Genomic DNA, 25,390 nt, shown 5'->3' with positions numbered 1-25,390 from the left:
GGCAATGCTCACAGGCTGGCGATTGCCTTGCCCAGCGCGCTCGCATCCTCGGCGCGGGTGTTCCAGGCCGTTACAAAACGAGCGGCATCGTCGCCCCAATCGTAGAATTCGAAACCTTGGCTGCGCAGCGCCTCGCGCTCTTCGGGCGAGAGCCGCACAAACAGCTCGTTCGCCTCGACCGCGTGCATCAAACGCTCTGTGCAACCGCTCGCAATATCCTGCGCCGCTGCATTGGCATGGCGCGCATTTTCGAGCCACAGATCACCATGGAGCATCGCGAGAATTTGAGCGGCGAGATAACGACCTTTGCATTGCAAATGACCCGCCCGCTTGCGGCGGTATTTGACCTGCGCGGCTTGCTCGGGGTCGAACAGCACAACCGCCTCCGCGCTCATTCCGCCATTCTTGATAAAGCCGAATGCGAGGCTGTCGACATTGCCCGCAGCATTGGCTGCTGACCCGCCCAAGAACGCTGCCGAATTGGCAAAGCGCGCACCGTCCATATGAAGGCCCAGTCCCCGCTTCTTGGCGAAAGCTGAAAGCGCGGCAATTTCCTTAGGCGCGTATGTCCGGCCATATTCGCTGGCCTGCGTGATCGCGATGGCATGCGGCTGCACCTGATGCACATCATCACGGATCGGATCGATCAGAGCGGCAATGCCCTCCGGCGTCACCTTAGCGCCTTCACCGCCCGCCAGCATCAGCTTTGCACCGTGAAGGTAAAAGCCCGGCGCGCCGCCTTCATCCACTTCAATATGAGCCTCTTCGTGACACACCACTGCGCCATGCGGGTGCACCATAGTTCCGAGAGCAAGACAATTCGCCGCTGTTCCGGTGGCGACCCAAAGCCCAGCGCATTCGCGTCCGAATAGATCGGTAAACCGTTCGTCCAGCTGCGCCGAATGCGCATCGCCGTCATACGGATTGTCGGCTTCATCGGCCACGCGCATCGCCTCCCACACCTTCGGATGGACAGGGGCTGCATTGTCGGAGAGGAACTTTGTCATGACCCAACGCCTCTAATGGTCCATAATAATCTGGCAAGCAGGAGCTGACACAATGAGCGCATCAGACGAAACCACCATCACCCACCACGCACGCGGCCATGGAGGGCGGTATGTCGCCGAAATCGCCGGGGAAGAACACACTGGCCACCTCGATTGGGAACCAGCAGGAGAAGGCGTCCGCGTTGCGACCCACACCATCGTGCCGCCGGAAATCGGCGGGCGCGGGATAGCAGCGCAGCTGGTCAAACGGCTTATCGCGGATGCGCGCGAGCACGGGTTCAAGATCGTCCCGCAATGCTCGTATGTCGCCAGAAAATTCGACAAGAACCCTGACTGGGCAGACCTCAGAGCTTAAGCGCTTTCGAGTTCTGAAAAGTCGGTAGCGACTATCGTTTCCAGCACTTCGCTGCGCACTTTGCGGGCGCGCTCAACGGGGATGCCGGGAATCGAAAACTCTCCGCCAGCAAGCCCGAAATGCAGCGTCGCATAGCCGCGGCGCCTTGCAATCGGCCCTTGAGCGACTTCTACCGAATGCAGCTTGGTTCGGGTCGCGATCTTGCTGCTGGGGGATAGAATGCCATCGCGGGCCATGATCTGCGTTGCGTCGAGAGTGTGCCGCTTGAATTGCCACGAATACAGCGCCGCGCCCGCCGAGATCGCGGCGAGAGTGAGCAATATCGCGACGACCAATGTGAACCAGTCGGGATTAACGATCGCGAGCACAGTGCCTGCAACGATTGCGGCGAGCACAAAGAACAGCGAATCGATGATCATGCTGTCCGTGCGATACGCTTCACTCGCGCGGTGCCAATCGGCGGCTTCATCAGGAAGGTGGAAACCAGCGGTTGCGACCACCGTCGCAATCTCGTCCATACGCGCAAACGGCGCGACAACGTGATTGGAGGAACCAGCATCCTGCGCAAGGCTGACAAATTTCAAATTATGCCAGCCGAACCTATACCGGATCATACGAGTGCCGATGGTAAGCGCCTGAACGCGGTGAATGGGCATCACCACATCGGTTTTCGTAAACAACCCGCGCCGCCGCCGAAATCCGCGCGCCGTGCGCTCAAGCAGGAACCCCCATTCGCGGGTGAAAACGCGGATCATTCCGGTCGCAGAGCCGACGATGAAGACAGCAAATAATCCTGCGAGTGCGCTGAACACTTGCACGCTCATGCTGAGTGCAGCGACTTCTTCGCCGCGGTCGCTAAACCACCCACCAGCCATATCGATGGCATCGCCAATCTCGATAAATCCGTCCGCATATTGCGCCAAGCCAGCAAGCACAGCGAAAACTGCGAGCGAAAACTCGAACAGGCCGAATTTGAACAAACGGCCCGGACCCATCGCGAATATGGCTTCGTCTTCAGGTTCCGGTTCGCGCTCGGTTGCGTCGCCCGTATTTTCAGCCATCGCGGTTTCATCAGCAGAATCGCGGCGTTCCCGCACAAGCTGACGCATCTCTTCGCCAGCCTCTTCGGTGAGATAGGTGAGGCTTAAATCCTCACCGCCGCCTGCGCCGGTTTCAAACTTCACCGCGACCAAGCCCAGAAGACGCGGGAGCAATTTCTGCTCAAGGCTGACATCCTGGATTCGCTCATAAGGAACGGAGCGCGCCGCGCGGCTCAACACACCGCTTTCCACCCGGATATCCGATGCGCCGATTGTGTAGGTCAGGCGTCTCCAGCTTACGTAGCTGGCAATCGCGCCAATAAGGACGATCAGCAATCCGATACCAAAGCCGATATACAGGCCCCAGCCGCTCATACCGGTGCCGAATGTCGCGGCCACCGCTGGAAAGATCGCGTTCCTGATGCCAGCCAGCGCGCCGACCAGAACACTCAATGGCGCGGTTCGTTGGCCGGCGCTTTGTGTAGGCGACGGCTCGGTCACATGCTTTCCTGTTTGATATGCGCGCGGATTTCCTCACGCATCTCGGTCGCCAGCTCATGGCCGAGGCCGGGCAAATGAACCGATGCGTTGTGATTGCCTGCGGTGTGCAACGTCAAAGTGGCAATATCGAAAAACCGGTCGAGCGGCCCTTGGTCCACATCGATATGCTGGACCCTGCCGAATGGGACAACCGTGTCGGAACGCCACAATATGCCGCGCACCACGCGCAGCCGGTCGGCGCTGATCTGATACCCACGCGCGGCATAGCGGCGCGATGGCAAGCGGATGATGAAGATCAATGCAAGGAAGACGACAACGCCGATGATGACACCAAAAGGCAGCGGCGATTCCCCCTGCAGCGCCCCTTCAAGCACCAGCGCGCCGATTACAAACGGGATTGATGTGAGCGTCGCCGTGACACGCAGTGCGGTTTTGTAGTTCGGGTGGAGCTGCGTGAGCTCTGCTTCATCAGCCAATTTCTTGGCTATGATAGGCGTGGTTGGTTCAGATGCGGTCTCTTCCATACCGCCTTACATGAGCAACACAGCGAGCCTGCGCAAGCGCAAAGCGCTCTATTTGCGCTGATTAAACCGCCGCCCGATCATCGCCGCGGCGATATTCGTCTTTTGCACATCAATGGCTCCGCCCGCGATGCCCCACGCATAGGCATCGCGCAGGCGCTGCTCCATGCCATAGTCTTTGTGGTAGCCGTAACCGCCCATCACCTGCATCCCGAGCGCGGTGACTTCGCGTACAATTTCATTCGCATAGCATTTGGCGACCGAGCTTTCGTAGACGCTTGGCAGAGCATCTTCGTTACTGGACGCGTTGACTGCCGCGCGGTGGATGAGCAGGCGCGCCGCCTCCACCTTCATTGCCATTTCGGCGAGCTTTAACTGCACCGCCTGAAAATCGACTATCGGCTTGCCGAACGCTTCGCGCTCCTGGGTGTATGCTAGCGCCTGCTCCAGAGCCGCCGCAGCCACGGCCAAGCTTTGCGTCGCGTTGCCGCAGCGCTCCAGCCCGAACGCGCTCATCAATTTGCCAAATCCGCCAGCGCCGATGATGACGTTTTCGCCGGGCACTTTCACATTGTCGATGGCATAGTCGGCAGTCGGTATTCCGCGAAAGCCCATCAGCTCCTCACGCTTGCCGAACTCCATGCCTTCCATATCTTTTTCGAGAAGGATCGCGCCGATGCCCTTCGCGCCTTCGTCATCATTGAACCGGCAATAGGTGACGTAATAATCCGAATGCCCGCCGCCGCTGGTCCAGCGTTTGTAGCCATTCACGACATAGCCGTTGCCATCAGCGACTGCTTTGGTCTTGAGGTCGGTCAAAGCGGTGCCTGCATCCGGCTCGGACATCGACACAGCGACGATTTTCTCACCTTTGATGACTTCGGGAAGGATCTTTGCCTTCATTTCATCAGAGCCAAACCGCTCAATGGTCCGCACCGGGCCGGTCAGCGCTTCGAACACCGGAAAAGCGACAGCGTTGGATATCTGCGCGAATTCTTCAAGCACCAACAGCGCCTCGATATGACCCAGTCCCAACCCACCATATTGCTCGGGTAAATTGACGCCGAGAAAACCCATCTCGCCATAAGTGCGCAGCATATCATGCGGGACGGGATAGTCCTTGTCTTCCATATCTCGGGCGAGATCCGGCAATTCCGCGCGGGCAAATTTGCGAGCGGTTTCCTGCAGATCGCGCTGCTCGTCAGTCAGTTGAAAATGCATGAGGGCCCTTACATTTCTAGCCAAGATTGCCGCTGGCCTAGCGCATTTGGATGAGCCGCGTGAAGTGCGAAAGCTATCGACGCGAAGCGTGCTGTGTCTTTAGGAAGCGATCCATGACACTTTCAGTTGATCTTAGCGGGCGCAATGCGCTCATCACCGGCGCGTCTTCGGGCCTTGGCTCACGATTTGGGCGCATTTTGGCAGCAAACGGGGCGAATGTTGCGCTTGGCGCACGGCGCAAAGACCGGCTCACAGCTTTGGCAGACGAGATTGGGGCGCAGGCCTGTGCAGTAGAGATGGACGTCGGTCGCGAAGCCGACATCATAGCGGGTTTCGACGCCGCTGAGGACGGCTTCGGAACGATCAACACCGTGGTCGCCAATGCCGGAATAGACGGAGCAGGTATGGCAACCGAAACCAGCGAAGAAGAAATCGAACGGACGCTTTCGATCAATCTAAAGGGCGCGATCCTCACCGCCCGCGAAGGCGCGAAACGGATGATCGCCGCTGGCGTGCCCAATGGCCGGATTGTGATGATCGCTTCGATTACAGCGTTCGAGCCCTCACCGGGCCTTGTCGCCTATTCCGCCAGCAAAGCGGGCGTAGTGCAAGCTGCGCGCAGTATGGCCAAAGAATGGGCGCGCGCTGGGATCTGCGTGAACACTATCTCGCCCGGCTACATCCGCACGGCCATAAACGATGAATGGTTTGATACCGAACATGGCCAGAAACAGATCAATCGTTTCCCAAAGCGCCGGTTGATGGGCCAGGAAGGACTGGACGGCCCCCTGCTTTTCCTATGCTCCGACGCAGCAGAATTTGTAACCGGGGCCGATTTTGTGCTCGATGATGGGCAATCTTTATAACGCCCAGAACCACCGGGGGCGGACATCGCATCCCGGCTGGGATACGGAAACCAAAATAAAAAGAAATGGTGCCACGAGAGAGAATTGAACTCTCGGCCTCGTCATTACCAATGACGCGCTCTACCACTGAGCTACCGCGGCCCTCTTTCGAGACGCGCGCCTATCGTTGGGGCAGCGCGTCTTGTCAAGCCATCCTTGAACCATCGCGCACTTAACGGCAATGGGTTGCGCATGAATGAAGAGACAAGCAAGAATCTGTCGCGCGAGGAGCGCTTGGCGGCGAAACTGCGCGAAAACCTGCGGCGGCGAAAGGCGCAAGGGCGCGCAATCCAGAGCGAATCGGACGATAACAGGGTTTCCAAGGACGAAGCCGGGGGCTAGTGCCTCTTTGTGATTTGCAACGGGCGCAACCGCCCGCTCGACCGGAGAAAAAATGCCTAAGCTTATTCTTGTTCGCCACGGTCAGAGCCTGTGGAACCTTGAAAACCGATTCACCGGCTGGTGGGATGTCGACCTGACAGAGAAGGGTATCGAAGAGGCCAAAGCCGCAGGCGCTTTGATGAAAGACAAAGGCGTCTTGCCGACGACTTGCTTCACCTCACTCCAAACCCGCGCGATCAAAACGCTCAATCTGGCGCTCGGCGAAGCGGGGCGGCTGTGGCTTCCGGTTACGAAGGATTGGCGCCTGAACGAGCGGCACTATGGCGGGCTTACCGGTCTCAACAAACAGGAAACGCGCGACAAGCACGGCGATGAGCAAGTGCACATCTGGCGCCGCAGTTTTGACACACCGCCGCCGCCGATGGAGCCGGGCAGCGAATATGATCCCGGCGCTGATCCGCGATATGAGGGCATCGATGTGCCTTACACCGAAAGCCTCAAACTCACGATCGAGCGCGTCCTGCCCTATTGGGAAAGCGACATCTTGCCAGTGCTGGCCAGCGGCGAAACAGTCATCATTTCAGCACATGGCAATTCGCTGCGAGCACTAGTGAAACACCTGTCAGGCATTTCCGACGACGACATTACCGGTTTGGAAATCCCGACCGGACAGCCGATCATTTATGATTTCGATGACAATATGGTGCCGGGCGAACGGTACTATCTGAAAGACAGCTGAGGGACACGGGGCGGATGCCAAAAGATGGGGGCGCAAAAGTCGCAATCGTGATGGGCAGCCAGTCCGACTGGCCAACCATGAAGCTCGCCTGCGAGGTTTTGAGCGAGCTTGAAGTCGAGCATGAGGCGCGCATCGTTTCGGCCCACCGCACACCCGACCGGATGAGTGCTTTTGCCAAAGGCGCGGAAGGCGAAGGGTTCGATGTGATCATTGCTGGCGCAGGAGGCGCCGCCCACCTTCCCGGTATGATCGCCGCGATGACGCACTTGCCCGTTTTGGGTGTACCCGTTCAGTCCAAGGCGCTTTCTGGATGGGACAGTCTGTTGTCGATTGCGCAAATGCCCGGCGGCATTCCGGTCGGCACCTTGGCGATTGGCGAAGCGGGCGCGAAGAACGCGGGCCTAATGGCCGCTGCGATCCTCGCACTATCCGATGATGATCTTTCGCAGCGGCTTCAAGATTGGCGTGCCGCGCGCAGTGCCGACGTCGCAGAAACGCCCGTCGACTGATGGGCACGGCACCCCTCCCTCCCGGTTCGACCATCGGCATTCTTGGCGGCGGCCAACTGGGCCGGATGATGGCGATGGCCGCGATCCAGCTTGGCTACCGCGTGATCGGCTATGCGCCAGCGGGCGATAATGTCGCAGCGTCTGCCTGCGATGACTTTTTCGAGAATGGCTGGGGCGAAAAAGAGGCCCTGGCGGCGTTTGCTTCACGATGCGATGTGGTGACGTGGGAGTTCGAAAACGTTCCGCTGTCCGCGGTCGAAGCAATCCCGGAAAACCTGCTCGCGCCGCATCCAAAGGCCCTTGGCATCGCCCAAGACCGGCTTAACGAAAAGCAATTCGTCGAACTGCTCGGCGCGAAATGCGCGCCTTATGCCCGGGTCGACAGCGATGACGATTTGGCGCGCGCTATTGACCGCGTCGGGTCGCCCGGCATCCTCAAAACTGCACGCGATGGCTATGACGGCAAAGGCCAGTGGCGGATCATGTCCGCGCATGAGGCGGAAGGCGTGCGCTTCCCGGGCCGCACTTGTATTTACGAAGGCATGGTCAATTTCGAGACCGAATTTTCGGTGATCCTCGTGCGTTCGCGCGATGGAGAGGTTCGGTTCTGGGACAGTTCGGCCAACACGCACGAGGGCGGCATGTTGGTGCATTCCGTTCTGCCAGCGGGCGAGCTTGTCGAAGCGCAAGTCGAAGAAGCGCGGGCCATCGCTGCCAAAACCGCTGAGGCATTGCGCTATGTCGGGGTGCTGACCCTCGAATTTTTCGCGACCAAGTCTGGCCCAATCTTCAACGAAATGGCCCCGCGCGTTCATAACTCGGGGCATTGGACTATTGAGGCCTCCGCGACGAGCCAGTTCGAAAACCATATCCGTGCCATTGCTGACCTGCCATTGGGCGGCACAGCGACCCGCTTTGCGAGCGTCGATATGCGCAATATCGTCGGCGAAGATGCTCTCACCGCGCATCAAATGCTGACCGAAGAGGGCGAGCCGCATTTGCATCTCTATGGCAAACGCGAGGCGCGCGACGGGCGCAAGATGGGCCATGTAACGCGGGTAAGCCACGAAGCGCCCTGAGCCTGATGTCAGAACCTGAAATCGTCTTGATCTATGCGCGCGCCGCCAATGGCGCGATTGGCTATGAAGGCAGTCTGCCGTGGCACCTTCCCGCTGACTTAAAGCGGTTCAAGGCGCTTACCATGCGCAAACCGATGGTGATGGGCCGCAAGACATTCGAGAGTTTGCCCGGTCTTCTGCCCGGTCGCCGCCATATCGTGCTGACCCACAAAGAACGCTGGGACAGCGAAGGCGCGGAAGTGGTCGGATCGGCCGCAGACGCGTTGGCTTTGGCGAGCCAAGGCAATGACACAGGCGAAATTGCCGTCGTCGGCGGAGCGGCGATCTATGATGTGTTTCGCCCGCTCGCCCACCGCATCGAAGTCACCGAAATTCACGCCGATTTCAAAGGCGACACCTTTATGAAGCCGCTTGGTGCGGAATGGGAAGTGGCAGCGCGCGAGGATCATGCCGCCGAGGGCGACCGACCGGCCTATTCCTTCGTCACCTATCGCCGCAGCGGGGACGATCTGTGATGCGTAAGATATTGATCGGTTTCGGGCTTCTCTTGGTCTTGGCGGCAGCCGGATTCTTCATCTTTGTGCCCGGCATTGTCGACCGCGATATGAACCGGGTGGATGGCAAGGAATTGCCTCCGGTCAGCGATGCCGCGCTCGCACTGCACAGCACTCTAACAATCGTCGACCTGCATTCCGATACGCTGCTGTGGAAGCGCGATATGCTGGACCGGCACGATTACGGGCATATGGACCTGCCGCGCCTGCAAGACGGCAATGTTGCGCTGCAAGTGTTCTCCAGCGTCACCAAAACCCCGAAGAACCAGAATTACGACAATAACAGCGCCGATGGCGACAATATCACGATGCTGGTGTTCGGCCAGTTGCAACCTCCGCGCACATGGACGTCTTTGCTGGAACGCTCGCTTTATCATGCGCAAAAACTGGACGAGGCGGTGGCAGGGTCACGAGAGAGCTTAAAAGCGATCCGCACGGCCGATGATGTAGGGCAGTTGATGCTGGCTCGCTCGCTTCAAGAGGAAACAGTCGGCGCGTTGTTCAGCGCCGAAGGGCTCCACAATCTCGAAGGCGACTTGGACAATCTCGACGTCCTTTACAACGCAGGGCTGCGTATGGCTGGCCTTACGCATTTCTTCGACAACAAGCTCGCCGGATCGATGCATGGCGAGGACAAAGGCGGCCTTACCGATATGGGCCGCGAGGCCGTCCGCCGGATGGAAGATATGGGCATGATCGTCGACATCGCCCATTGCAGCAACGCGTGCGTCACAGACATTCTGACCATGGCGCGGCGACCTGTCGTCTCCAGCCATGGCGGCGTGCAGGCAACCTGCGATGTGAACCGCAATCTCAGCGACGATCACATTCGCGGCGTCGCCGAAACTGGCGGTATTATCGGCATCGGATATTGGGAGGGCGCGGTGTGCGACACCTCGCCAGCCGCCATTGCGAAAGCGATGAAGCATGTGCGCGATCTGGTCGGGATTGAGCATGTCGCCTTGGGCAGCGACTTTGACGGCACCGTACTGGTGCGCTTCGACACAAGCGGGCTGATCCATGTCACGCAAGCCCTGATCGATGCCGGTTTCAGCGAAGAGGAAATTCGCGCGGTTGTGGGCGGCAATGCGATCCGAGTGATTGGCGAAGGGTTGAAGCCATTTGCAGATCTGCCGCCTCCGGCTCAGCCAGAACAGGAAGCCGCCTGATGCGCTGGCTGGATCACCGCGACGACATCACCCAGGCGCTGCGCGGCGCGGTGATTGCACTTGGCAATTTTGATGGATTTCACAGCGGCCATCAAGCGGTGGCGGGCGAAGCGATCAAATGGGCGCAAGACGAAGGTCGCCCGTCGATTATCGCCACATTCGATCCGCATCCTGTGCGCCATTTCAAGCCCGACGTGCCGCCTTTCCGTCTGACTACATTGGAACAACGTCAGGAACTGTATCTCGCCGCAGGCGCAACCGCGATGCTGGTGTTCCATTTCGACAAAGAACTCGCAACCACCAGCGCAGAGGATTTCATTACAGAAATCCTGATCAAACGCTTTGGCGCGTTCGGCGTCGTTACAGGCGGCGATTTCACCTTTGGCCAAGGCGCGAAAGGCAATGTTGATCTGCTCCGCACCTTTGGTGGAGAGCTGGGCCTCGACAGCCGCGTTGTGGAGGCGGTTGAGGGTCAAGGCGACATCGTCTCTTCCAGCCGCGTGCGCGAGGCTTTGCGTGAAGGCGACCCGCAGCTTGCCACTGAACTGCTCACCCGCCCCTTCGCAATCCGCGGCATTGTTGAGCATGGCGACAAGAATGGCCGCAAGCTCGGCTATCCGACAGCCAATATCGCGATCGACACCTATCTGCGGCCCAAATACGGGGTCTATGCGGTCACCGGCAAAATCCTGAGCACGGGTGAGGAATTGAAAGGCGCGGCCAATATCGGCATCCGCCCGCAATTCGAACCGCCCAAAGAACTGCTCGAACCCTATTTCTTCGATTTCTCCGGCGATTTGTATGGTCAGGAAATCGAAGTCGCGTTCCACCACTTCCTGCGCGGCGAGGCAAAATTCGACAGCCTTGATGCCCTGATGGAGCAGATGGAGCGCGATTGCTTAGAGGCTAAACGGCTGCTTTCATGAAAAAATATGCTTTGTGGGGCGGTATGGCGTTTGCGCTCGCCGTCCTGATCCTGTCCGTCACCAATGCCAGCTGGCTTGCCCCAGACCCCAAAGGCGCGCCGAAGCTGATCGCGCATCGCGGTCTGTATCAAATCTATGACAAGACTGGCGTCGGGCGCGATACCTGTACCGCGGACCGGATCTACGCGCCCTATCATGGCTACCTTGAAAACACCGTTCCCAGCATCAAACGGGCGCAGAAGCTTGGCGCGTGGCTGGTCGAGGTGGATATCGCTCCGACTAAGGATGATGAACTCGTTGTCTGGCATGATTGGACACTGGATTGCCGCACCGATGGAACCGGCAATGTGCGCGATGCGACGCTGGAAGAATTGAAAGCGCTCGACATCGGCTATGGCTACACCGCCGATCGCGGTGGGACATATCCGTTTCGCGGAAAATTTGTCGGCGCCATGCCGACATTCGAAGAGGTGGTGAAGGCGCAGCGGATCAATGATCGACTGATGATCAATTTCAAATCGAAAGACCCATCAGAAGCTGACCTTCTGGCGGGTAAATTCAAAGAATTGGGCCGCGATCCCGTAAAAAGTGGCGATGCTTTTTACGGCCATACCGGCCCGATAAATCGCATCCGCGAACTCTTCCCCGATGCATGGGCATGGAACCAGCAAGAGGCGCGCGCCTGTTCGGAAGATTATGTGAAATTCGGCTGGTCTGGAATCTTGCCGGATAGTTGCCGAGGCAAGACCATGCTTGTTCCGCTCAACTACCAATGGGCCTTCTGGGGTTGGCCAAACCGATTGATTGCGCGGATGGAAGAATATGGTGGCAAAGTGATCGTCATCGGCCCGGTCGAAGAGAACCTTCCGCGTGGCCTGACCCTGCCCGAACAGCTCACCGAAATCCCTGCCAGTTTCAACGGATATGTCTGGGTCGAAGATGGCTTTACCGCGATGCCGGCGCTGTTCCCGAGCTTCGATGATCGAACTCAGGAAGAAATCGACGCAGCACAGTCAGCATTGGAGCGCAGGCGCAACCGAAAGTAAGCAATGCAATAAGGGTTTCGCGAGCGCGCCAGATGCCCTAACGGCCATCCGCTATGTCTGATCAATCACGCGACCTTAAAGATACGGTCTTCCTGCCGAAGACTGCGTTCCCGATGAAAGCCGGCCTTCCGCAAAAGGAACCGGGCATTGAGGCGCGCTGGCGCGAAATTGATCTCTACGCGAAATTGCGTGAGGCGCGCAGCGGACGCGAGAAGTTCATCCTGCACGATGGCCCTCCCTATGCGAATGGCGATATGCATATCGGCCACGCGCTCAATCACATCCTGAAAGACACGGTCTGCCGCACGCAGAACCTGATGGGCAAAGACGCGCCCTATGTGCCGGGCTGGGATTGCCACGGCCTTCCGATTGAATGGAAGGTCGAGGAGAAATACCGCAAGAAAAAGCTCAACAAGGACGAGGTTCCTGCAAAGGAATTCCGCGCCGAATGCCGCGCCTATGCGCAGCAATGGGTCGATACGCAGCGCGAGCAGCTGAAACGGCTGGGCATCATGGGCGATTGGGACAATCCCTATCTCACCATGGATTTTCAGGCCGAGGCGACAATTGTTGCCGAGCTGATGAAGTTTGCCGAGGCGGGCAACCTTTATCGCGGATCAAAGCCGATCATGTGGTCACCGGTTGAAAAGACCGCGCTGGCCGAGGCCGAGGTTGAATATGAGGACCTGACCGATAGCCCGCAGATCGATGTGGCCTTTGAGATCGTCGAGAGCGCCGTCCCAGAACTGGTCGGCGCGCATGCGGTGATCTGGACGACGACGCCTTGGACGATCCCAGTGAACCAGGCTTTGGCCTATGGGGCGGATGTTGAGTATCACCTTATCCGTGTTGATGTAGCCGACAGGTTCATCCAACCAGATGAATACGACTCCGCCAACTGGTCAGTTCACGGACACTACCTCGTCGCCAAAGAGTTAAACGGCACATTCTTTGGGCGGATGCCTAGTGAGCTTCAGGGCACAAGCGAAGCAAAAATCGTCTGGAAGGGCAAAGGCTCTGACTTAGCCGGAACCATCGCCAAGCACCCGATGGCAGACCGCTTCCCGGATAGCGAATTCTACAATAAGCCCCGCCCCTTCCTCGAAGGCGATTTTGTCACAACTGAGAGCGGCACCGGCCTTGTCCATATGTCGCCCGATCATGGCGAGGATGATTTCGAGCTTTGCAAAGCCAACGGCATCAATCCCGTCTTCGCGGTTATGGACGATGGCCGTTACCGTGATGATTGGGAATGGCTCGGCGCGGATGACAAGGACGCCGACGGCAAAGAACGCCGCAGGGCTGTCATCAACAAACCGTTCAACGCGCCGGACGGGCCGATCTGCTCAGACCTGCGCGAAGCGGGTGCGCTGCTTTCGGCCTCCGCCGATTACGCGCATTCCTACCCGCATTCATGGCGCTCAAAAGCCAAGGTGATCTATCGCTGCACGCCGCAATGGTTTGTGCCGATGGACAAGGATTTGGCTGACGGCGGCACTCTGCGCAGCCGCGCCATGTCCGAGATCGAGCGGGTCGAGTTTATCCCTGAAAAGGGCCAGAACCGCATTGGCTCCATGGTCGAAGGGCGCCCTGACTGGGTGCTTTCGCGTCAGCGCGCTTGGGGTGTGCCGATCACTTTGTTCGTCAAACCTGACGGCACCTACCTGCAAGACCCCGAAGTCAACGCGCGCGTAGTCGCTGCAGTCACCGAAGAAGGCGTCGATGCATGGGACGAAGCGCGCAAGGCCGAATTTCTGGGCGATGCGCACAACGCGCAAGATTACGAGATGGTCACCGACATCCTCGATGTCTGGTTTGACAGCGGCTGCACCCACGCATTCGTGCTGGAAAGCGGTCGCTGGCCCGATCTGCAATGGCCCGCAAACCTCTATCTCGAAGGCAGCGACCAGCATCGCGGCTGGTTCCAGTCCTCGCTGCTGCAAAGCTGCGCGACACGTGGCCGTGCGCCTTATGACCAAGTGCTCACCCATGGCTTCACCATGGACAAAGCTGGTAAGAAAATGTCGAAATCGCTCGGCAACACGGTCAGTCCGCTCAAGGTTATGGAGCAATATGGCGCGGATATCGTCCGGCTATGGGCGCTGAGCGTTGATTTCACAGAAGATCACCGGATCGGCGATGAAATCCTGAAAGGCGTGGGCGACCAATATCGCCGCCTGCGCAACACGTTCCGCTACCTGCTCGGCGCGCTCGACGGCTTTATCGGCGATATGTCGGACGCGGGCGAAATCCCCGAGCTGGAGCTCTATGTCCTCTCGCTGCTGAGCGAGCTTGATGGCAAGCTGCGTAAGGCTGCGGATGAGTACGATTTCAACACCTACACCCGCCTGCTGGTCGATTTCTGCAATGAAGACCTTAGCGCGTTCTTCTTCGATATCCGCAAAGACACGCTGTATTGCGATGGGCCGGACAGCACCACGCGCAACGCATACCGCACCGTGCTCGACCTGCTGTTCCACGCGCTCGTCCGCTATGCCGCGCCAGTGCTGGTCTTCACCGCAGAGGAAGTGTGGCAAACCCGCTATCCCGAAGACGGCGAACAGGCAGGCAGCGTCCACCTGCTCGAATGGCCGAGCGTGCCGGCGGTGCCCGCCGACCGCGAGAAATGGTCCAAATTGCGCGCCCTGCGTGAACGTGTGACCGAGGCGATCGAGCCATTGCGCCGCGAAAAGACGATCCGATCCAGCAATGAAGCGGTCGTTACCGTGCCCGCCAATGCGGTGCCCGATGGCGTCAGCGACAAACAGCTCGCCGAATTGTTCATCACGGGTGCAGTCACGCGCGGCCAAGGGGACGATGTGATCGTAACCAAATCAACCGACAGCAAATGCGGCCGCTGCTGGCGCCTGCTGCCCGACGTGCCCGAAGACGGCGCGCTGTGTGGTCGGTGCGATAGCGTGGTGTCCGCGATGGATGCGGCGGAATGAGCGGTATTTTCACTCGCAACCGCGTGATCGGCCTAGCCTTCGCAGCGTTCATTGCGATCGTGGATCAGGCGATCAAAGCCTATGTCACGGTCACTCTCGGCATCAATCAGATCGGCGACAAGATGGACCTGCTGCCATTCTTTGACCTGACCTATACCGAGAATCGCGGCATTTCGCTCGGCATGTTGCAGGCGACCAATATGGAGATGCGCTGGCTCCTCGTTTTGATGACCGCCGTGATCGCGCTGGTCGTGTTTGTCTGGATGCTGCGAGAAAAGCTGATGGGCGACATCCTCGGCCTCGCCATGATTCTGGGCGGTGCCATCGGCAACATCTATGATCGCTACCACTTTGGCTATGTCATCGACTTCGCCGACTTCCACATCGGGGACTTTCGTCCCTTCCTTATTTTCAACGTCGCCGATGCAGCTATCACCATCGGCGTTGTGATCATCCTTGCGCGCAGCCTGTTCCTGCGCGAAAAGGACGACAACGAAACGGACGCATCAGGTGTCCCATCGGAGAATTGAATATGCGTAAGCTGAAAACCGTCATCCTGCTCACCACCGGCAGCGCCATGTTGGCCGCATGCGGCGGCAGCGGCATTTTCAACCGTGATCGCCCCGATGAATTCGCCGTTCAGCGTCAGGCTCCGCTCGTGGTTCCACCTGATTTCAGCCTGCAGCCACCTGCTCCCGGCGCGCCGCGTCCAACAGAAGGCACCGCGCAAGAACAAGCTCTCGACGCGCTGTTCGGCGGCCCTGCAGCACGCAGCGAAATTGAGAAAAGCGCGCTGGACCGTGCTGGCGCGGCGGCTCCGGGTATCCGCAGCCAGGTTGGCGATCCGGGTACTAACACCGTCGCCAAAGGCAGCGTGACCCGCGACATTATCGCCGCACCGGAAGGTGACGGACAGGCCGCACAGACCGTAATCCCGGGCTAATTCCGGACTTCAAATTGCATTGAGAATCGGCGCGAACTCAGCTTTCCGCTGCGCTTTGCCGCGTCACTTTAAGCTGGCCGATCCGGCGATTGTCCATATCGACGACTTCGAAGTCCCACCCTTGATCGGTGAACGTCTCACCGACATTGGGCAGACGTTTCAGGACGGACAGAGCGTAACCCGCCGCCGTGCCGAATTCACGGTTTTCCGGATAGGATAGGCCCAGCCGATCAGACAGGGCATCTGCGGACAGCGAGCCCGAGACGAGCAGCGATCCGTCCTTGCGCTCGACAATTTCGGGCGCCTCGCCCTGATCGGAATCGCTCGCGAAATTGCCAGCGATTGCAGTCAGCAAATCGACCGGTGTCACGATCCCTTCAAAATGCCCGTATTCGTCATGCACCACAGCCATCGCTATGTCTGAGGATTGCAGCACGCGTAGCGCGTCCATCGCATCCAACTGATCGGGCACCACTTCGCCCTTGCGCATCATATCGCGGATCGAAACAGGTTTGCCTTCAACCAATCCGGCCAGCACTTCGCGAACTTTGACGATGCCGAGAATGGCGTCAGGAGAACCTTCCGCCACAGGCAGAAGAGAATGCGGGCTTTCTTCAATGGTTGCCCGAATCTGCGCTGCGTCAGCATCCGCTTCGATCCAGTCGATCTCTGTCCGGGGGGTCATCATCTCGCGCACCGGACGTTCCGCAAGGCGCACCACACCGGTTAAAATCTGATGCTGTTCGGCCTCGATCACCCCTGAGCGCGTCGCGTCAGCAAAAATCATCTGAAGCTCTTCGGCTGTGACCGAATTCTGCTTGCCGCTGCGTATCCCGAACAGACGGATTATTCCCGCAGAGCTGGTGTCCAACAACCAGACAAGCGGCGCCGCAATCGTCGCAAGTATGGCCATTGGCCGCGCCATAATCAGCGAGATTGGAACTGCAGAGCGCAAAGCGACCTGCTTCGGAACCAACTCACCCACGACAACGCTGAAATAGGTGGTGAGCGCGATGACGGTGACGAACGCGGTCTGGTCCGCCATGTCCTCAGGCACGCCCAACAATGCAAGGCGTTCTCCAACCGGCCCTTCCAGGCTGGCACCGGAATATGCGCCCGTGATAATTGCTATCAGGGTGATCCCTATCTGCACGGTCGAGAGGAATTTGCCCGGATCAGCTGCCAGTGAAAGGGCAATGCGGGCGCCCGAAGAGCCCTCGTCACGCTTGGTCTTTAGAGTAGCGGTCTTGGCAGACACGATCGCGAGTTCGGACATCGCAAAGACGCCGTTGAGCACGATCAGCCCGGCAATGATTAGCAATTCTGGCCACGGAAAAGGTGTCACGCCAAAAGCGCTAGCACAATTGGCGGCGCTTGCCAGCCAATCCTTCGCTTAAGCGGTTACATTCCAATCGTGCTTTACAAGACCTTACTTGCGGTTCAGCTTGCAGCAAAGGCAAGTCGCAGACCAAGCGGAACAAGAGCGCGCCCTATCGCTTGTTAGGGTGTAACGCTTTGAGCATTTCTCAGGAGGAGAAGAACAATGAAAACAACACGTATCCTGCTTTCGGGCACAGCGGCGCTTGCGCTGCTCGGCACCAGCGCTTGTGTGACGGATCCCAATACGGGCGAACAGAAAATCTCGCGTACGGCAATCGGCGGCGCGCTGGGCGGAACGCTTGGTTATCTGCTTGGCGGCGCAATCGGCGGCGATGCAGCCCGTATCATCGGTGCCGGCATTGGCGGCAGCGCAGGCGCGGTTGTCGGCAAGCAATTTGACGATCAGATCAAAGAACTGGACGAGCAGACCGAAGGCAGCGGCGTGGACGTTGAAGAAGTCGGCGATGGCGACGCCATCCTCGTGCGCCTTCCCGATGGTGTGACCTTTGCGCGCGGCTCTGCCGACATCAATCCCGGCTTCTACCAGACGCTGGATTCCGTTGCAGAAAGTCTGATCAAATATCCAAACAGCCTGATCGACGTATATGGCTTTACCGACACGACCGGATCGAACGCGCTGAACCAGCGCCTGTCTGAGCAACGTGCACAAGCGGTCGCGGATTATATCGCTGCGCGCGGCGTAGCGCGCAGCCGGATGGCCACGCGCGGTTTCGGCGAAGACTATGATCAACTGCGCGTAAAAACCGGAGACGGTGTCGACGAGCCGCTTAACCGCCGCGTCGAGATCAAGATTATCCCGATCAGTCAGGAAGATGTTGAAGCTGCGCGTTCGCAGTAATCATCGCTGACACCAAATTGGAAGGGCCGGTCCGGAGGGACTGGCCCTTTTTATTTGAGCTGACTGGCCCGGTCTGCCAGCCGCTCGACAGCCGCAGCATGGATGCCCGGCGAGCAGACCAATACGCCAAAATCCCGCGGGTCATGCTTGTTGTAGGCAAGCGGATTGCCGAACGCATCGGAAACCTCCGCCCCGGCCTCACGCGCAATGAGAGCGGCGGCTGCAACATCCCATTCAAAACCCCAACGCAAAGTCGCGACCAAATCAGCCCGGTCATCGGCCACCATCGCGATACGCAGCGCAATCGAATTGGGTTTTTCGACCATAACGAGATCCGAATCGGCGCTCGGCAATTGATCTATTGGTACTCTTGCACCGGAAAACTCCTGCCGCGCACTGGCGATGAGGGGTCTATCGTTCAAAGTCGCGCCCTGCCCTGCAACGGCGCACCATTCCTCGCCTCTCGCGGGGGCAATGAGTATTCCGATCAACGGCTTGCCAGAACTCACAAGCGCGACCGAAACCGACCAACCGGGTCTTCCCCGAACAAAGTCGCGCGTTCCATCAATCGGATCGACCAGCCACAACAGATCGCTGTCAGTCCGCGCCTTATCGTCAATAGTCTCTTCGGACAGCCAACCAGCCGAAGGAAGCAGCGCAGCAAGTTCGCGGCGGAGGAACCGATCCACTTCCAAATCCGATTCGCTCACCGGATTGCCAGGCGTCTTGTCCCAGCTTTCCAAGGCGTGGCCATCGCCCGGCCAACGCGCATGCGCAATCCGCCCGGCTTCGCGTACAATCCCCAAAAGGCGGTCTTTATCTATCATCGGCCCTGTCTATCCTGATAGAGTTTGTGTTGCAGGTGCTCTCCCCACTTTTCAAGTCGCGCGAACCTGCCTAGGGCATGCATCAACACTTCTCTCTGCCCATGCGCAGATTCTACGCGAATACACACAAGGGATCACGACGACATGAACGTCCATGAATATCAGGCCAAGGAACTGCTGAAAGAATACGGGATCGCAATTCCGGCGGGCCACGCTGCTTTGACTGTCGAAGAGGCCGTCGAAGGCGCGAAGAAACTGCCCGGACCGCTTTATGTCGTCAAAGCACAAATTCACGCTGGTGGCCGCGGTAAAGGCAAGTTTAAAGAGCTGCCAGAAGATGCGAAAGGCGGCGTGCGTCTGGCATTCTCTCTGGATGAAGTCGAAAGCCACGCCAAGGAAATGCTCGGCAACACGCTGGTAACGATCCAGACCGGTGCAGAAGGCAAGCAGGTCAACCGCCTCTACGTTACCGACGGTGTCGATATCGAAAGCGAATATTACCTCGCCATGCTAGTGGACCGTGCCACGGGCCGGGTTGCGATGGTCGCATCAACCGAAGGCGGCATGGATATCGAAGACGTCGCGCACGAGACGCCTGAGAAAATCACCACGATCACAATCGATCCGGCACAGGGCTTTATGCCGCATCATGGCCGCGCGGTTGCATTCGCTTTGAATCTTTCGGGCGATCTCAACAAGCAGTGCCAGAAGCTCGCCAAGCAGCTCTACAACGCGTTCATGTCGAGCGATTGCGAAATGCTCGAAATCAACCCGCTGGTCGAAACCAAGCCCGATGCGGGCGGCAACGCTTCGCTGCTCGTGCTCGACACCAAGATGAGCTTCGATGGCAACGCGCTCTATCGCCACAAGGCAATCGAAGAGATGCGTGACGAGACCGAGGAAGATCCGGCCGAAGTCGAAGCATCCGAATATGACCTCGCTTACATCAAGCTCGACGGCAATATCGGCTGCATGGTCAATGGTGCAGGCCTCGCCATGGCAACGATGGACATCATCAAGCTAAACGGTGCCTTCCCGGCCAACTTCCTCGATGTAGGCGGCGGCGCAACCACAGAGAAGGTGACAGCGGCCTTCAAGATCATCCTGAAAGACCCTGCGGTCGAAGGTATCCTCGTCAACATCTTTGGCGGCATCATGAAATGCGACATCATCGCCGATGGTATCGTTCAGGCGGCGAAGGAAGTGAACCTGTCGGTTCCGCTCGTCGTCCGTCTCGAAGGGACCAACGTGCAGGCTGGTAAAGACATCCTCGCCAATTCCGGCCTTCCTATCGTTGCAGCCGACGATCTGGGCGACGCAGCGAAGAAAATCGTCGCAGAGGTCAAGCAAGCGGCGTAAATCGCTTCGCTTTTACAATTACAAGAAGGCCGCGCTGGTGAAATCCGGCGCGGCCTTTTTGATTTTAACGCGTTGGCGCTGGCTCCGGTAATACTGGCGGAGTGCTATCCGCATAGGTCAGCCAGTTTTGCCAGATTGTGCGGGTGCGTTTGTCGGTCATACCGATCCGGCATGTAAGCGACATAAGCCCGCGAATGGTGCCGTCCTTCCAATCCTCGTAAACGGCGCCGCACTCGGCATCTCGGTAAGATGTAAAGGCAAGATCGGCAGCGGTGATTTTCGCCGCCAGTTCGGCCCGATCAGAATGATGCTCTAATGCTGCTGCCAGATATTTGCTTCGCAGAGCATCCGCTTGCCTCAACAGGTCGGCATAACACCCATTCATGGCGAAGGTCGTGTAGGCATCATCGCAGGTGCCGGGTTGCCGACCGGCTGGCTGGGCTGACATCTGGTCAAAGCGGAAAATAAGCTCCTGCGGCACTGGCTTGTCCGACTTCATCCGCACCGCCGCGACAATGCCGCTGCCGGGGTTGTCCGGATCGGCGCAGCGCAATGTTAGCGCATTGAAATAGGCTGCGCACGGCTCAATCGCGACGAGGCGGAAGGTGAGCATGCCATCCTTCTCCTCCCAGCCTGTCAGATCGGCGTTGAAGTGCTTCAACTTGAGAGCGAGAGTGCCGCCCTCCTCCATCAGATACATATGCTCGGTGAACATGATCGCACCGTCCGGCTTTTCTTGCACAAAGGTTCCGACCATCGTTCCGCCGCTTTCAGGGAGCCAGCTTTCCATCGCCGGGGCGCCTTGAATGCCTGTCCCGGTCCATTGGCCCACCAGCCAATCCATCTGGTCAAGCGTGGCAGGCGGAGATTTGAAACCTTCTTCGCCCAGCCGCGTTTCATAATCACCATCCTGAGCCACAGCCGCCGAAGCAAAAGCACTCAACGCCAAAGCGGCTCCAACAATACGTCCGGCTCCAAGCATTGCATGCACTCCCATCCAATTTGTCCCACAAAATGCAGCTCAAACGCACGGTGCATGATATGGGAGGGTTGACGCAAGATAGACGTAGCGCGAGAGCGCGATACGACAGACGAATAGAAATAAATTGAGTGCACGGTCAACTTGACGTTTACGTAAACGCAAGCTAGTCCGCCAAACATACGAGATTCGCTGTGCCCTGCGCACTTTGCAGAGCACGCCAAAGGGAAAGGAAACATCCATGAAAATCCTCGTCCCCGTAAAACGGGTGATTGATTACAACGTAAAGCCACGCGTCAAAGCAGACGGCTCCGGCGTTGATCTTGCGAACGTCAAAATGAGCATGAACCCGTTTGATGAGATCGCTGTCGAAGAAGCGATCCGCATCAAAGAAGCGGGCAAAGCCGAAGAAATCATCGCTGTGTCGGTTGGTCCGGCAAAGGCTCAGGAAACACTGCGCACCGCACTTGCAATGGGTGCAGACCGCGCGATCCTCGTCGAGACCGACGAAGAGGTCGAACCGCTGGCCGTTGCCAAGATCCTCAAAGCAATCGCTGAAGAAGAACAGCCAGGCCTCGTCCTGCTGGGCAAACAGTCGATCTCTGACGACAGCAACCAGACCGGTCAGATGCTCGCGGCGATGATGGACCGTCCGCAGGGCACCTTCGCCAACACTGTTGAAGTTGATGGCGATGCAGTTGTCGTAAAGCGCGAGATTGATGGCGGTCTTGAAACCGTAAAACTGGCGATGCCTGCCATTGTCACGACCGATCTTCGCCTGAACGAGCCACGTTACGCTTCGCTGCCGAACATCATGAAAGCGAAGAAGAAGCCGCTCGACAGCAAGACCCCGGCCGATTTCGGCGTCGATATCGCACCGCGTCTCACCACCACCAACGTTTCCGAACCGCCTGTCCGTCAGGCCGGTGAAAAGGTCGAAGACGTCGCCGCTCTGGTCGAAAAGATCAAAGCGCTCGGCATCGCGTAAGCGGATAGGAAGGACAAAAGACAATGAACACTCTGGTTCTCGTCGAACACGACAATTCGAGCGTCAATGACGCAACTCTCGCAGTGGTTACCGCCGCGGGCAAAATGGGCGATGTCACAGCGCTGGTCGCTGGCCACAATTGCGGCAGCGTTGCCGAAGCGGCTGCGAAGATCGCAGGCGTTTCCAAAGTGCTGAAAGCGGACGATGCGGCATATGGCGAAGGTCTTGCCGAAAACGTCGCACCGCTCGCCGCTGGTATCATGGCGAACTATGACGCATTCCTCGCGCCTGCCACGACATCGGGCAAGAACATCGCGCCGCGCGTCGCTGCGCTGCTTGATGTGATGCAAATCTCGGACATTCTTTCGGTCGAAGGCGACAAGACTTTCACCCGTCCGATCTACGCCGGTAACGCGATTGCCACCGTACAATCCTCCGATGCCAAGCTGGTGATCACCGTGCGCGGCACCGCGTTTGAAAAGGCGGCAACCGAAGGCGGTTCGGCTTCTGTAGAAGACGCATCGGGTCCGGGTGACGCAGGCATTTCCAGCTTCGTCTCGCGCGAAGTCGCGAAGAGTGAGCGTCCGGAACTGACGTCTGCCAAAGTCATCGTTTCAGGTGGCCGAGCGCTGAAAGACAGCGAAACCTTCGAAAGCGTCATCAACCCGCTCGCCGACAAACTTGGCGCGGCAATCGGCGCATCGCGCGCTGCGGTTGATGCCGGCTATGTGCCGAACGATTATCAGGTCGGCCAGACCGGCAAAATCGTTGCTCCCGAAGTCTATATCGCAATCGGTATCTCGGGCGCAATCCAACACCTTGCCGGCATGAAGGACTCTAAAGTCATCATCGCCATCAACAAGGACGAAGACGCCCCGATCTTCCAGGTGGCGGATATTGGCCTCGTTGCTGACCTCTTCAATGCGGTTCCGGAGCTTACCAACGCACTGTAATTGCAGAAAACCTGAAGGTTGATCAAAGCCTCCGCCGCGCTACCATGCCCGGCGGAGGTTTTTGTTTATGGGGCTGGCTGTAGCAATTTCTGGAACTGCATTCGCGCTGGCGTTCGTCCTGACGATTTCTGCGCCTTTGGCCGCGAAAGAACCACGCGGGCTGGATGCCAGCTCCAAATGGCTGGTCGACTTTGCCCCCAATAAATGCAGGCTTGTCCGCACTTTTGGCGAAGGCGAAGACCGCCACGCCATTTTCTTTGAGCAGTACTGGCCAAGCGCTAGAACCGGGTTGTCGCTCGCCGGTCCGCGCTTCAAGCGTTTCCGCAGCAAAACCAACACACGAATGAAGTTCTTCGACGGTCAAGAGGCAATGCCGACTGAACCATTCAAAGGGGACACAGAAAGCGTTGGACCTGCGATCGTCTATTCATCAATAAGCTTGTCGATGGGTGCGGAGGCAGACCAAGGTTACGCTCCGGGCGCTCCAAATAATCAATTGGATACCAATTTCGCCAACAAGGTCGAATTCGTTTGGGTTCGGCAGCGCGGCAAGGAAGTTCAATTGAACACGGGCCCTTTGGGTGACGCGTTTGCCGTTCTCAACAAATGTACCGCCGATCTTGTTCGTGATTGGGGCTTGAACCCTGAGGAACAGTCAAAGCTGAGCAGGGCGCCAGTCTGGAAAAATGAAAAAGAAGTGGTGCGCTCCGCGGTTCGCAAATATCCGAATGCTGCCCTGGTCCGCGGTGAGGAAGCAATCCTCAGGATGCGCGTAATGATTGACGAGAGTGGCACCGTAACCGACTGCATTCTGAACGAGGCAACCGTTACCGACAAGCTCAATTCCCCGTTTTGTCAAAACATGGAAATGGCCGAATTTGACCCGGCAATCGATGCAAAGGGAAAACCAATTGCCTCCTATTATGCCACATCGATCACATATCGGATCAGGGATTAACCCCCCTACACAAAACTCACAATAAAGTGCAGCGTCATACCGACCAGCCCGCCGACCAGCGTGCCGTTGATGCGGATGAATTGAAGGTCGCGGCCCACTGCATTTTCGATCCGGCCTGTAATCGTTGTAGCGTCCCAGCGTTTCACTGTTTCTGAAACGAGGGTCACGATTTCGCTGCCATAGCGGGTCGCAACGCCCACAGCTGTACGGCGCGCAAAGCGATTGATCTGAAGCTGAAGACGTTCGTCGCTGGCCAGCGCTTTGCCGAGATCGGCCAGACCGTTGCGCATTTCGATACCCAGACCGCTATCGGCCTCACGCGCGCGGCGGATCAGCGATTGGCGGATACGCTCCCACACACCCATCCACCATTCTGCGACAGCCGGATTCTCGATCAGATCACGCTTCATTTCCTCGACCCGCTCGCGGGTTTCCGGATCGTGCTGAAGGTCCTGAGCCAGTTTCTCGAGGCCCTCTTCAATTTTGAAGCGCAGCGGATGATCGGGATCGACCAGCACTTCGGCCAGAAGTTTATAGAGACCGTCCAACACGCTGGCTGAAATCCGCTCATCAAGGCCAGTCCAGCGCAGCACCGAATTGGCGCGTTTGTGGATGATGTCTTTGACCATCTCCTCATTGTCTTCGAGCGTCAGGCCGGTCCAGCGAACGATCCCGTCGATCAGCGGGCGATGCTGACGATCGGCCATAGCGCTTTCGAGCATACGCCCTGCGAGCGGGGACACATCCAGCTTTTGCAACTGGCCCGCGAGGCCTGCACGCATCTGATTTCCGAGCCTGTCCGGATCAAGCGATTCGAGCACTTCGGCCAGCATCTCCGCCGCACCGCCGGTGATCCGCGACCGGGTGTCATCGCCGCCCTCTTTAGGACTGGCGATCAAGAAATCTCCGACAGCCCGCGCCACATTCATGCCGGACATTCGCCGTGCGACAACCGCGGGTGTGAGGAAGTTCTCGCGAAGGAACTGCGCCATCGTATCGGCGATACGGTCCTTGTTCTCGGGAATGATGGCAGTGTGCGGGATCGGAAGGCCGAGCGGATGCCGGAACAAAGCCGTCACGGCGAACCAGTCGGCCAGCCCGCCAACCATGGCCGCCTCGGCAAACGCATTGACATAACCCCATGCCGGATGCCCACCCTCCGCCAAAGCGTGGGTCGAGAAAAACAGCACAGCCATCGCAACCAGCATTCCGGTCGCCGTCCAGCGCATACGCTTGGCGCGATCAGCCGTCAGCGGGGCACCGCCAAATGCAAGGGGAACAG

26 protein-coding genes and 1 tRNA gene are annotated in these 25,390 nt (G+C 58.3%); 18 read left to right on the top strand and 9 right to left on the bottom strand.

The window, feature by feature from the left end; translation table 11 throughout:
• Positions 1-8: 8 nt before the first annotated feature.
• Positions 9-1,007 carry a beta-eliminating lyase-related protein gene (locus tag MWU39_RS14405; RefSeq protein WP_247161039.1) on the bottom strand — a complete coding sequence of 333 codons (999 nt, stop codon included), beginning with the start codon at positions 1,005-1,007 and terminating at the stop codon, positions 9-11.
• A gap of 52 nt (positions 1,008-1,059) precedes the next feature.
• On the opposite strand from MWU39_RS14405, the gene MWU39_RS14400 reads away from it, so the two are divergent.
• Positions 1,060-1,362, top strand: a complete 303-nt coding sequence (locus MWU39_RS14400) for a GNAT family N-acetyltransferase (RefSeq protein WP_247161037.1) — start codon at positions 1,060-1,062, stop codon at positions 1,360-1,362.
• On the opposite strand, the gene MWU39_RS14395 is transcribed toward MWU39_RS14400, so the two are convergent.
• Genes MWU39_RS14395 through MWU39_RS14385 form a run of 3 tightly spaced genes read right to left on the bottom strand, consistent with a single transcriptional unit; the run spans position 1,359 to position 4,645 of the window.
• A complete protein-coding gene (locus MWU39_RS14395) occupies positions 1,359-2,903 on the bottom strand; it encodes a PH domain-containing protein (RefSeq protein ID WP_247161036.1) in 1,545 nt (514 codons plus the stop codon). The two genes, MWU39_RS14400 and MWU39_RS14395, sit on opposite strands and share 4 nt — an antisense overlap.
• Positions 2,900-3,427, bottom strand: coding sequence for a PH domain-containing protein (locus MWU39_RS14390; RefSeq protein ID WP_247161034.1), 528 nt, complete (start codon positions 3,425-3,427; stop codon positions 2,900-2,902). The genes MWU39_RS14395 and MWU39_RS14390 overlap by 4 nt, the downstream gene beginning before the upstream one ends.
• Before the next feature lie 48 nt (positions 3,428-3,475).
• Positions 3,476-4,645 carry an acyl-CoA dehydrogenase family protein gene (locus tag MWU39_RS14385; protein WP_247161032.1) on the bottom strand — a complete coding sequence of 390 codons (1,170 nt, stop codon included), beginning with the start codon at positions 4,643-4,645 and terminating at the stop codon, positions 3,476-3,478.
• Between the two features lie 113 nt (positions 4,646-4,758).
• Between MWU39_RS14385 and MWU39_RS14380 the strand changes: the two genes are divergently transcribed.
• A complete protein-coding gene (locus MWU39_RS14380; RefSeq protein WP_247161031.1) occupies positions 4,759-5,511 on the top strand; it encodes an SDR family NAD(P)-dependent oxidoreductase in 753 nt (250 codons plus the stop codon).
• Between the two features lie 66 nt (positions 5,512-5,577).
• Here MWU39_RS14380 and MWU39_RS14375 read toward each other — a convergent pair.
• Positions 5,578-5,652, bottom strand: a tRNA-Thr gene (locus MWU39_RS14375).
• 90 nt (positions 5,653-5,742) lie between these two features.
• On the opposite strand from MWU39_RS14375, the gene MWU39_RS14370 reads away from it, so the two are divergent.
• Genes MWU39_RS14370 through MWU39_RS14320 form a run of 11 tightly spaced genes read left to right on the top strand, consistent with a single transcriptional unit; the run spans position 5,743 to position 15,805 of the window.
• On the top strand, positions 5,743-5,892 hold the full coding sequence (locus MWU39_RS14370; protein ID WP_247161030.1) for a hypothetical protein: 150 nt from the start codon (positions 5,743-5,745) through the stop codon (positions 5,890-5,892).
• Positions 5,893-5,944: 52 nt separating this feature from the next.
• The gene (gpmA, locus tag MWU39_RS14365) at positions 5,945-6,631 is read left to right on the top strand and encodes a 2,3-diphosphoglycerate-dependent phosphoglycerate mutase (protein WP_247161029.1); all 687 of its coding nucleotides are present in this window, start codon (positions 5,945-5,947) and stop codon (positions 6,629-6,631) included.
• A gap of 14 nt (positions 6,632-6,645) precedes the next feature.
• Positions 6,646-7,140 (top strand): 5-(carboxyamino)imidazole ribonucleotide mutase, encoded by a 495-nt coding sequence (gene purE / locus MWU39_RS14360; RefSeq protein ID WP_247161028.1) that lies wholly within the window; start codon positions 6,646-6,648, stop codon positions 7,138-7,140.
• On the top strand, positions 7,140-8,219 hold the full coding sequence (locus MWU39_RS14355; RefSeq protein WP_247161026.1) for a 5-(carboxyamino)imidazole ribonucleotide synthase: 1,080 nt from the start codon (positions 7,140-7,142) through the stop codon (positions 8,217-8,219). The genes purE and MWU39_RS14355 overlap by 1 nt, the downstream gene beginning before the upstream one ends.
• A gap of 5 nt (positions 8,220-8,224) precedes the next feature.
• Positions 8,225-8,734, top strand: a complete 510-nt coding sequence (locus MWU39_RS14350; RefSeq protein ID WP_247161025.1) for a dihydrofolate reductase — start codon at positions 8,225-8,227, stop codon at positions 8,732-8,734.
• Positions 8,734-9,942, top strand: coding sequence for a dipeptidase (locus tag MWU39_RS14345; protein ID WP_247161024.1), 1,209 nt, complete (start codon positions 8,734-8,736; stop codon positions 9,940-9,942). Before MWU39_RS14350 ends, MWU39_RS14345 begins: the two co-directional genes overlap by 1 nt.
• Complete coding sequence (locus MWU39_RS14340) at positions 9,942-10,868, top strand: bifunctional riboflavin kinase/FAD synthetase (RefSeq protein WP_247161022.1); 927 nt, start codon at positions 9,942-9,944, stop codon at positions 10,866-10,868. Before MWU39_RS14345 ends, MWU39_RS14340 begins: the two co-directional genes overlap by 1 nt.
• A complete protein-coding gene (locus MWU39_RS14335; protein WP_247161020.1) occupies positions 10,865-11,914 on the top strand; it encodes a glycerophosphodiester phosphodiesterase family protein in 1,050 nt (349 codons plus the stop codon). Before MWU39_RS14340 ends, MWU39_RS14335 begins: the two co-directional genes overlap by 4 nt.
• Positions 11,915-11,967: 53 nt before the next feature.
• The gene (gene ileS / locus MWU39_RS14330; protein ID WP_247161019.1) at positions 11,968-14,862 is read left to right on the top strand and encodes an isoleucine--tRNA ligase; all 2,895 of its coding nucleotides are present in this window, start codon (positions 11,968-11,970) and stop codon (positions 14,860-14,862) included.
• Positions 14,859-15,392, top strand: coding sequence for a signal peptidase II (gene lspA / locus MWU39_RS14325; RefSeq protein WP_247161013.1), 534 nt, complete (start codon positions 14,859-14,861; stop codon positions 15,390-15,392). The genes ileS and lspA overlap by 4 nt, the downstream gene beginning before the upstream one ends.
• A gap of 2 nt (positions 15,393-15,394) precedes the next feature.
• A complete protein-coding gene (locus MWU39_RS14320; RefSeq protein WP_247161011.1) occupies positions 15,395-15,805 on the top strand; it encodes a DUF3035 domain-containing protein in 411 nt (136 codons plus the stop codon).
• A 37-nt stretch (positions 15,806-15,842) separates the two neighbouring features.
• Here MWU39_RS14320 and MWU39_RS14315 read toward each other — a convergent pair whose 3' ends face one another.
• Positions 15,843-17,150, bottom strand: a complete 1,308-nt coding sequence (locus tag MWU39_RS14315; RefSeq protein WP_247161010.1) for a hemolysin family protein — start codon at positions 17,148-17,150, stop codon at positions 15,843-15,845.
• Positions 17,151-17,348: 198 nt separating this feature from the next.
• Here MWU39_RS14315 and MWU39_RS14310 point away from each other — a divergent pair, with 198 nt between their 5' ends.
• On the top strand, positions 17,349-18,044 hold the full coding sequence (locus MWU39_RS14310) for an OmpA family protein (protein ID WP_247161009.1): 696 nt from the start codon (positions 17,349-17,351) through the stop codon (positions 18,042-18,044).
• Between the two features lie 50 nt (positions 18,045-18,094).
• Here the strand turns inward: MWU39_RS14310 and MWU39_RS14305 are convergent, their stop codons facing one another.
• A complete protein-coding gene (locus tag MWU39_RS14305; RefSeq protein ID WP_247161008.1) occupies positions 18,095-18,871 on the bottom strand; it encodes a 3'(2'),5'-bisphosphate nucleotidase CysQ in 777 nt (258 codons plus the stop codon).
• Between the two features lie 144 nt (positions 18,872-19,015).
• Here MWU39_RS14305 and sucC point away from each other — a divergent pair, with 144 nt between their 5' ends.
• Positions 19,016-20,230, top strand: a complete 1,215-nt coding sequence (gene sucC / locus MWU39_RS14300; protein WP_247161006.1) for an ADP-forming succinate--CoA ligase subunit beta — start codon at positions 19,016-19,018, stop codon at positions 20,228-20,230.
• Positions 20,231-20,294: 64 nt separating this feature from the next.
• On the opposite strand, the gene MWU39_RS14295 is transcribed toward sucC, so the two are convergent.
• A complete protein-coding gene (locus tag MWU39_RS14295) occupies positions 20,295-21,227 on the bottom strand; it encodes a DUF6265 family protein (RefSeq protein WP_247161004.1) in 933 nt (310 codons plus the stop codon).
• Between the two features lie 223 nt (positions 21,228-21,450).
• Here MWU39_RS14295 and MWU39_RS14290 point away from each other — a divergent pair, with 223 nt between their 5' ends.
• The 3 genes from MWU39_RS14290 (at position 21,451) to MWU39_RS14280 (ending at position 24,108) form a co-directional block, all read left to right on the top strand.
• The gene (locus MWU39_RS14290; protein WP_247161003.1) at positions 21,451-22,197 is read left to right on the top strand and encodes an electron transfer flavoprotein subunit beta/FixA family protein; all 747 of its coding nucleotides are present in this window, start codon (positions 21,451-21,453) and stop codon (positions 22,195-22,197) included.
• A gap of 23 nt (positions 22,198-22,220) precedes the next feature.
• Complete coding sequence (locus MWU39_RS14285) at positions 22,221-23,150, top strand: electron transfer flavoprotein subunit alpha/FixB family protein (RefSeq protein WP_247161002.1); 930 nt, start codon at positions 22,221-22,223, stop codon at positions 23,148-23,150.
• 67 nt (positions 23,151-23,217) lie between these two features.
• A complete protein-coding gene (locus MWU39_RS14280; protein WP_247161000.1) occupies positions 23,218-24,108 on the top strand; it encodes an energy transducer TonB in 891 nt (296 codons plus the stop codon).
• Between the two features lie 5 nt (positions 24,109-24,113).
• Here the strand turns inward: MWU39_RS14280 and MWU39_RS14275 are convergent, their stop codons facing one another.
• A complete protein-coding gene (locus tag MWU39_RS14275) occupies positions 24,114-25,337 on the bottom strand; it encodes a DUF445 domain-containing protein (protein ID WP_247161122.1) in 1,224 nt (407 codons plus the stop codon).
• Between the last annotated feature and the right edge of the window lie 53 nt (positions 25,338-25,390).

Source organism: Erythrobacter sp. F6033 (assembly GCF_023016005.1).
GTDB lineage: Bacteria > Pseudomonadota > Alphaproteobacteria > Sphingomonadales > Sphingomonadaceae > Erythrobacter.
The sequence above is the reverse complement of the archived record's forward strand: the minus strand, read 5'-3'. Positions and strand labels throughout refer to the sequence as shown.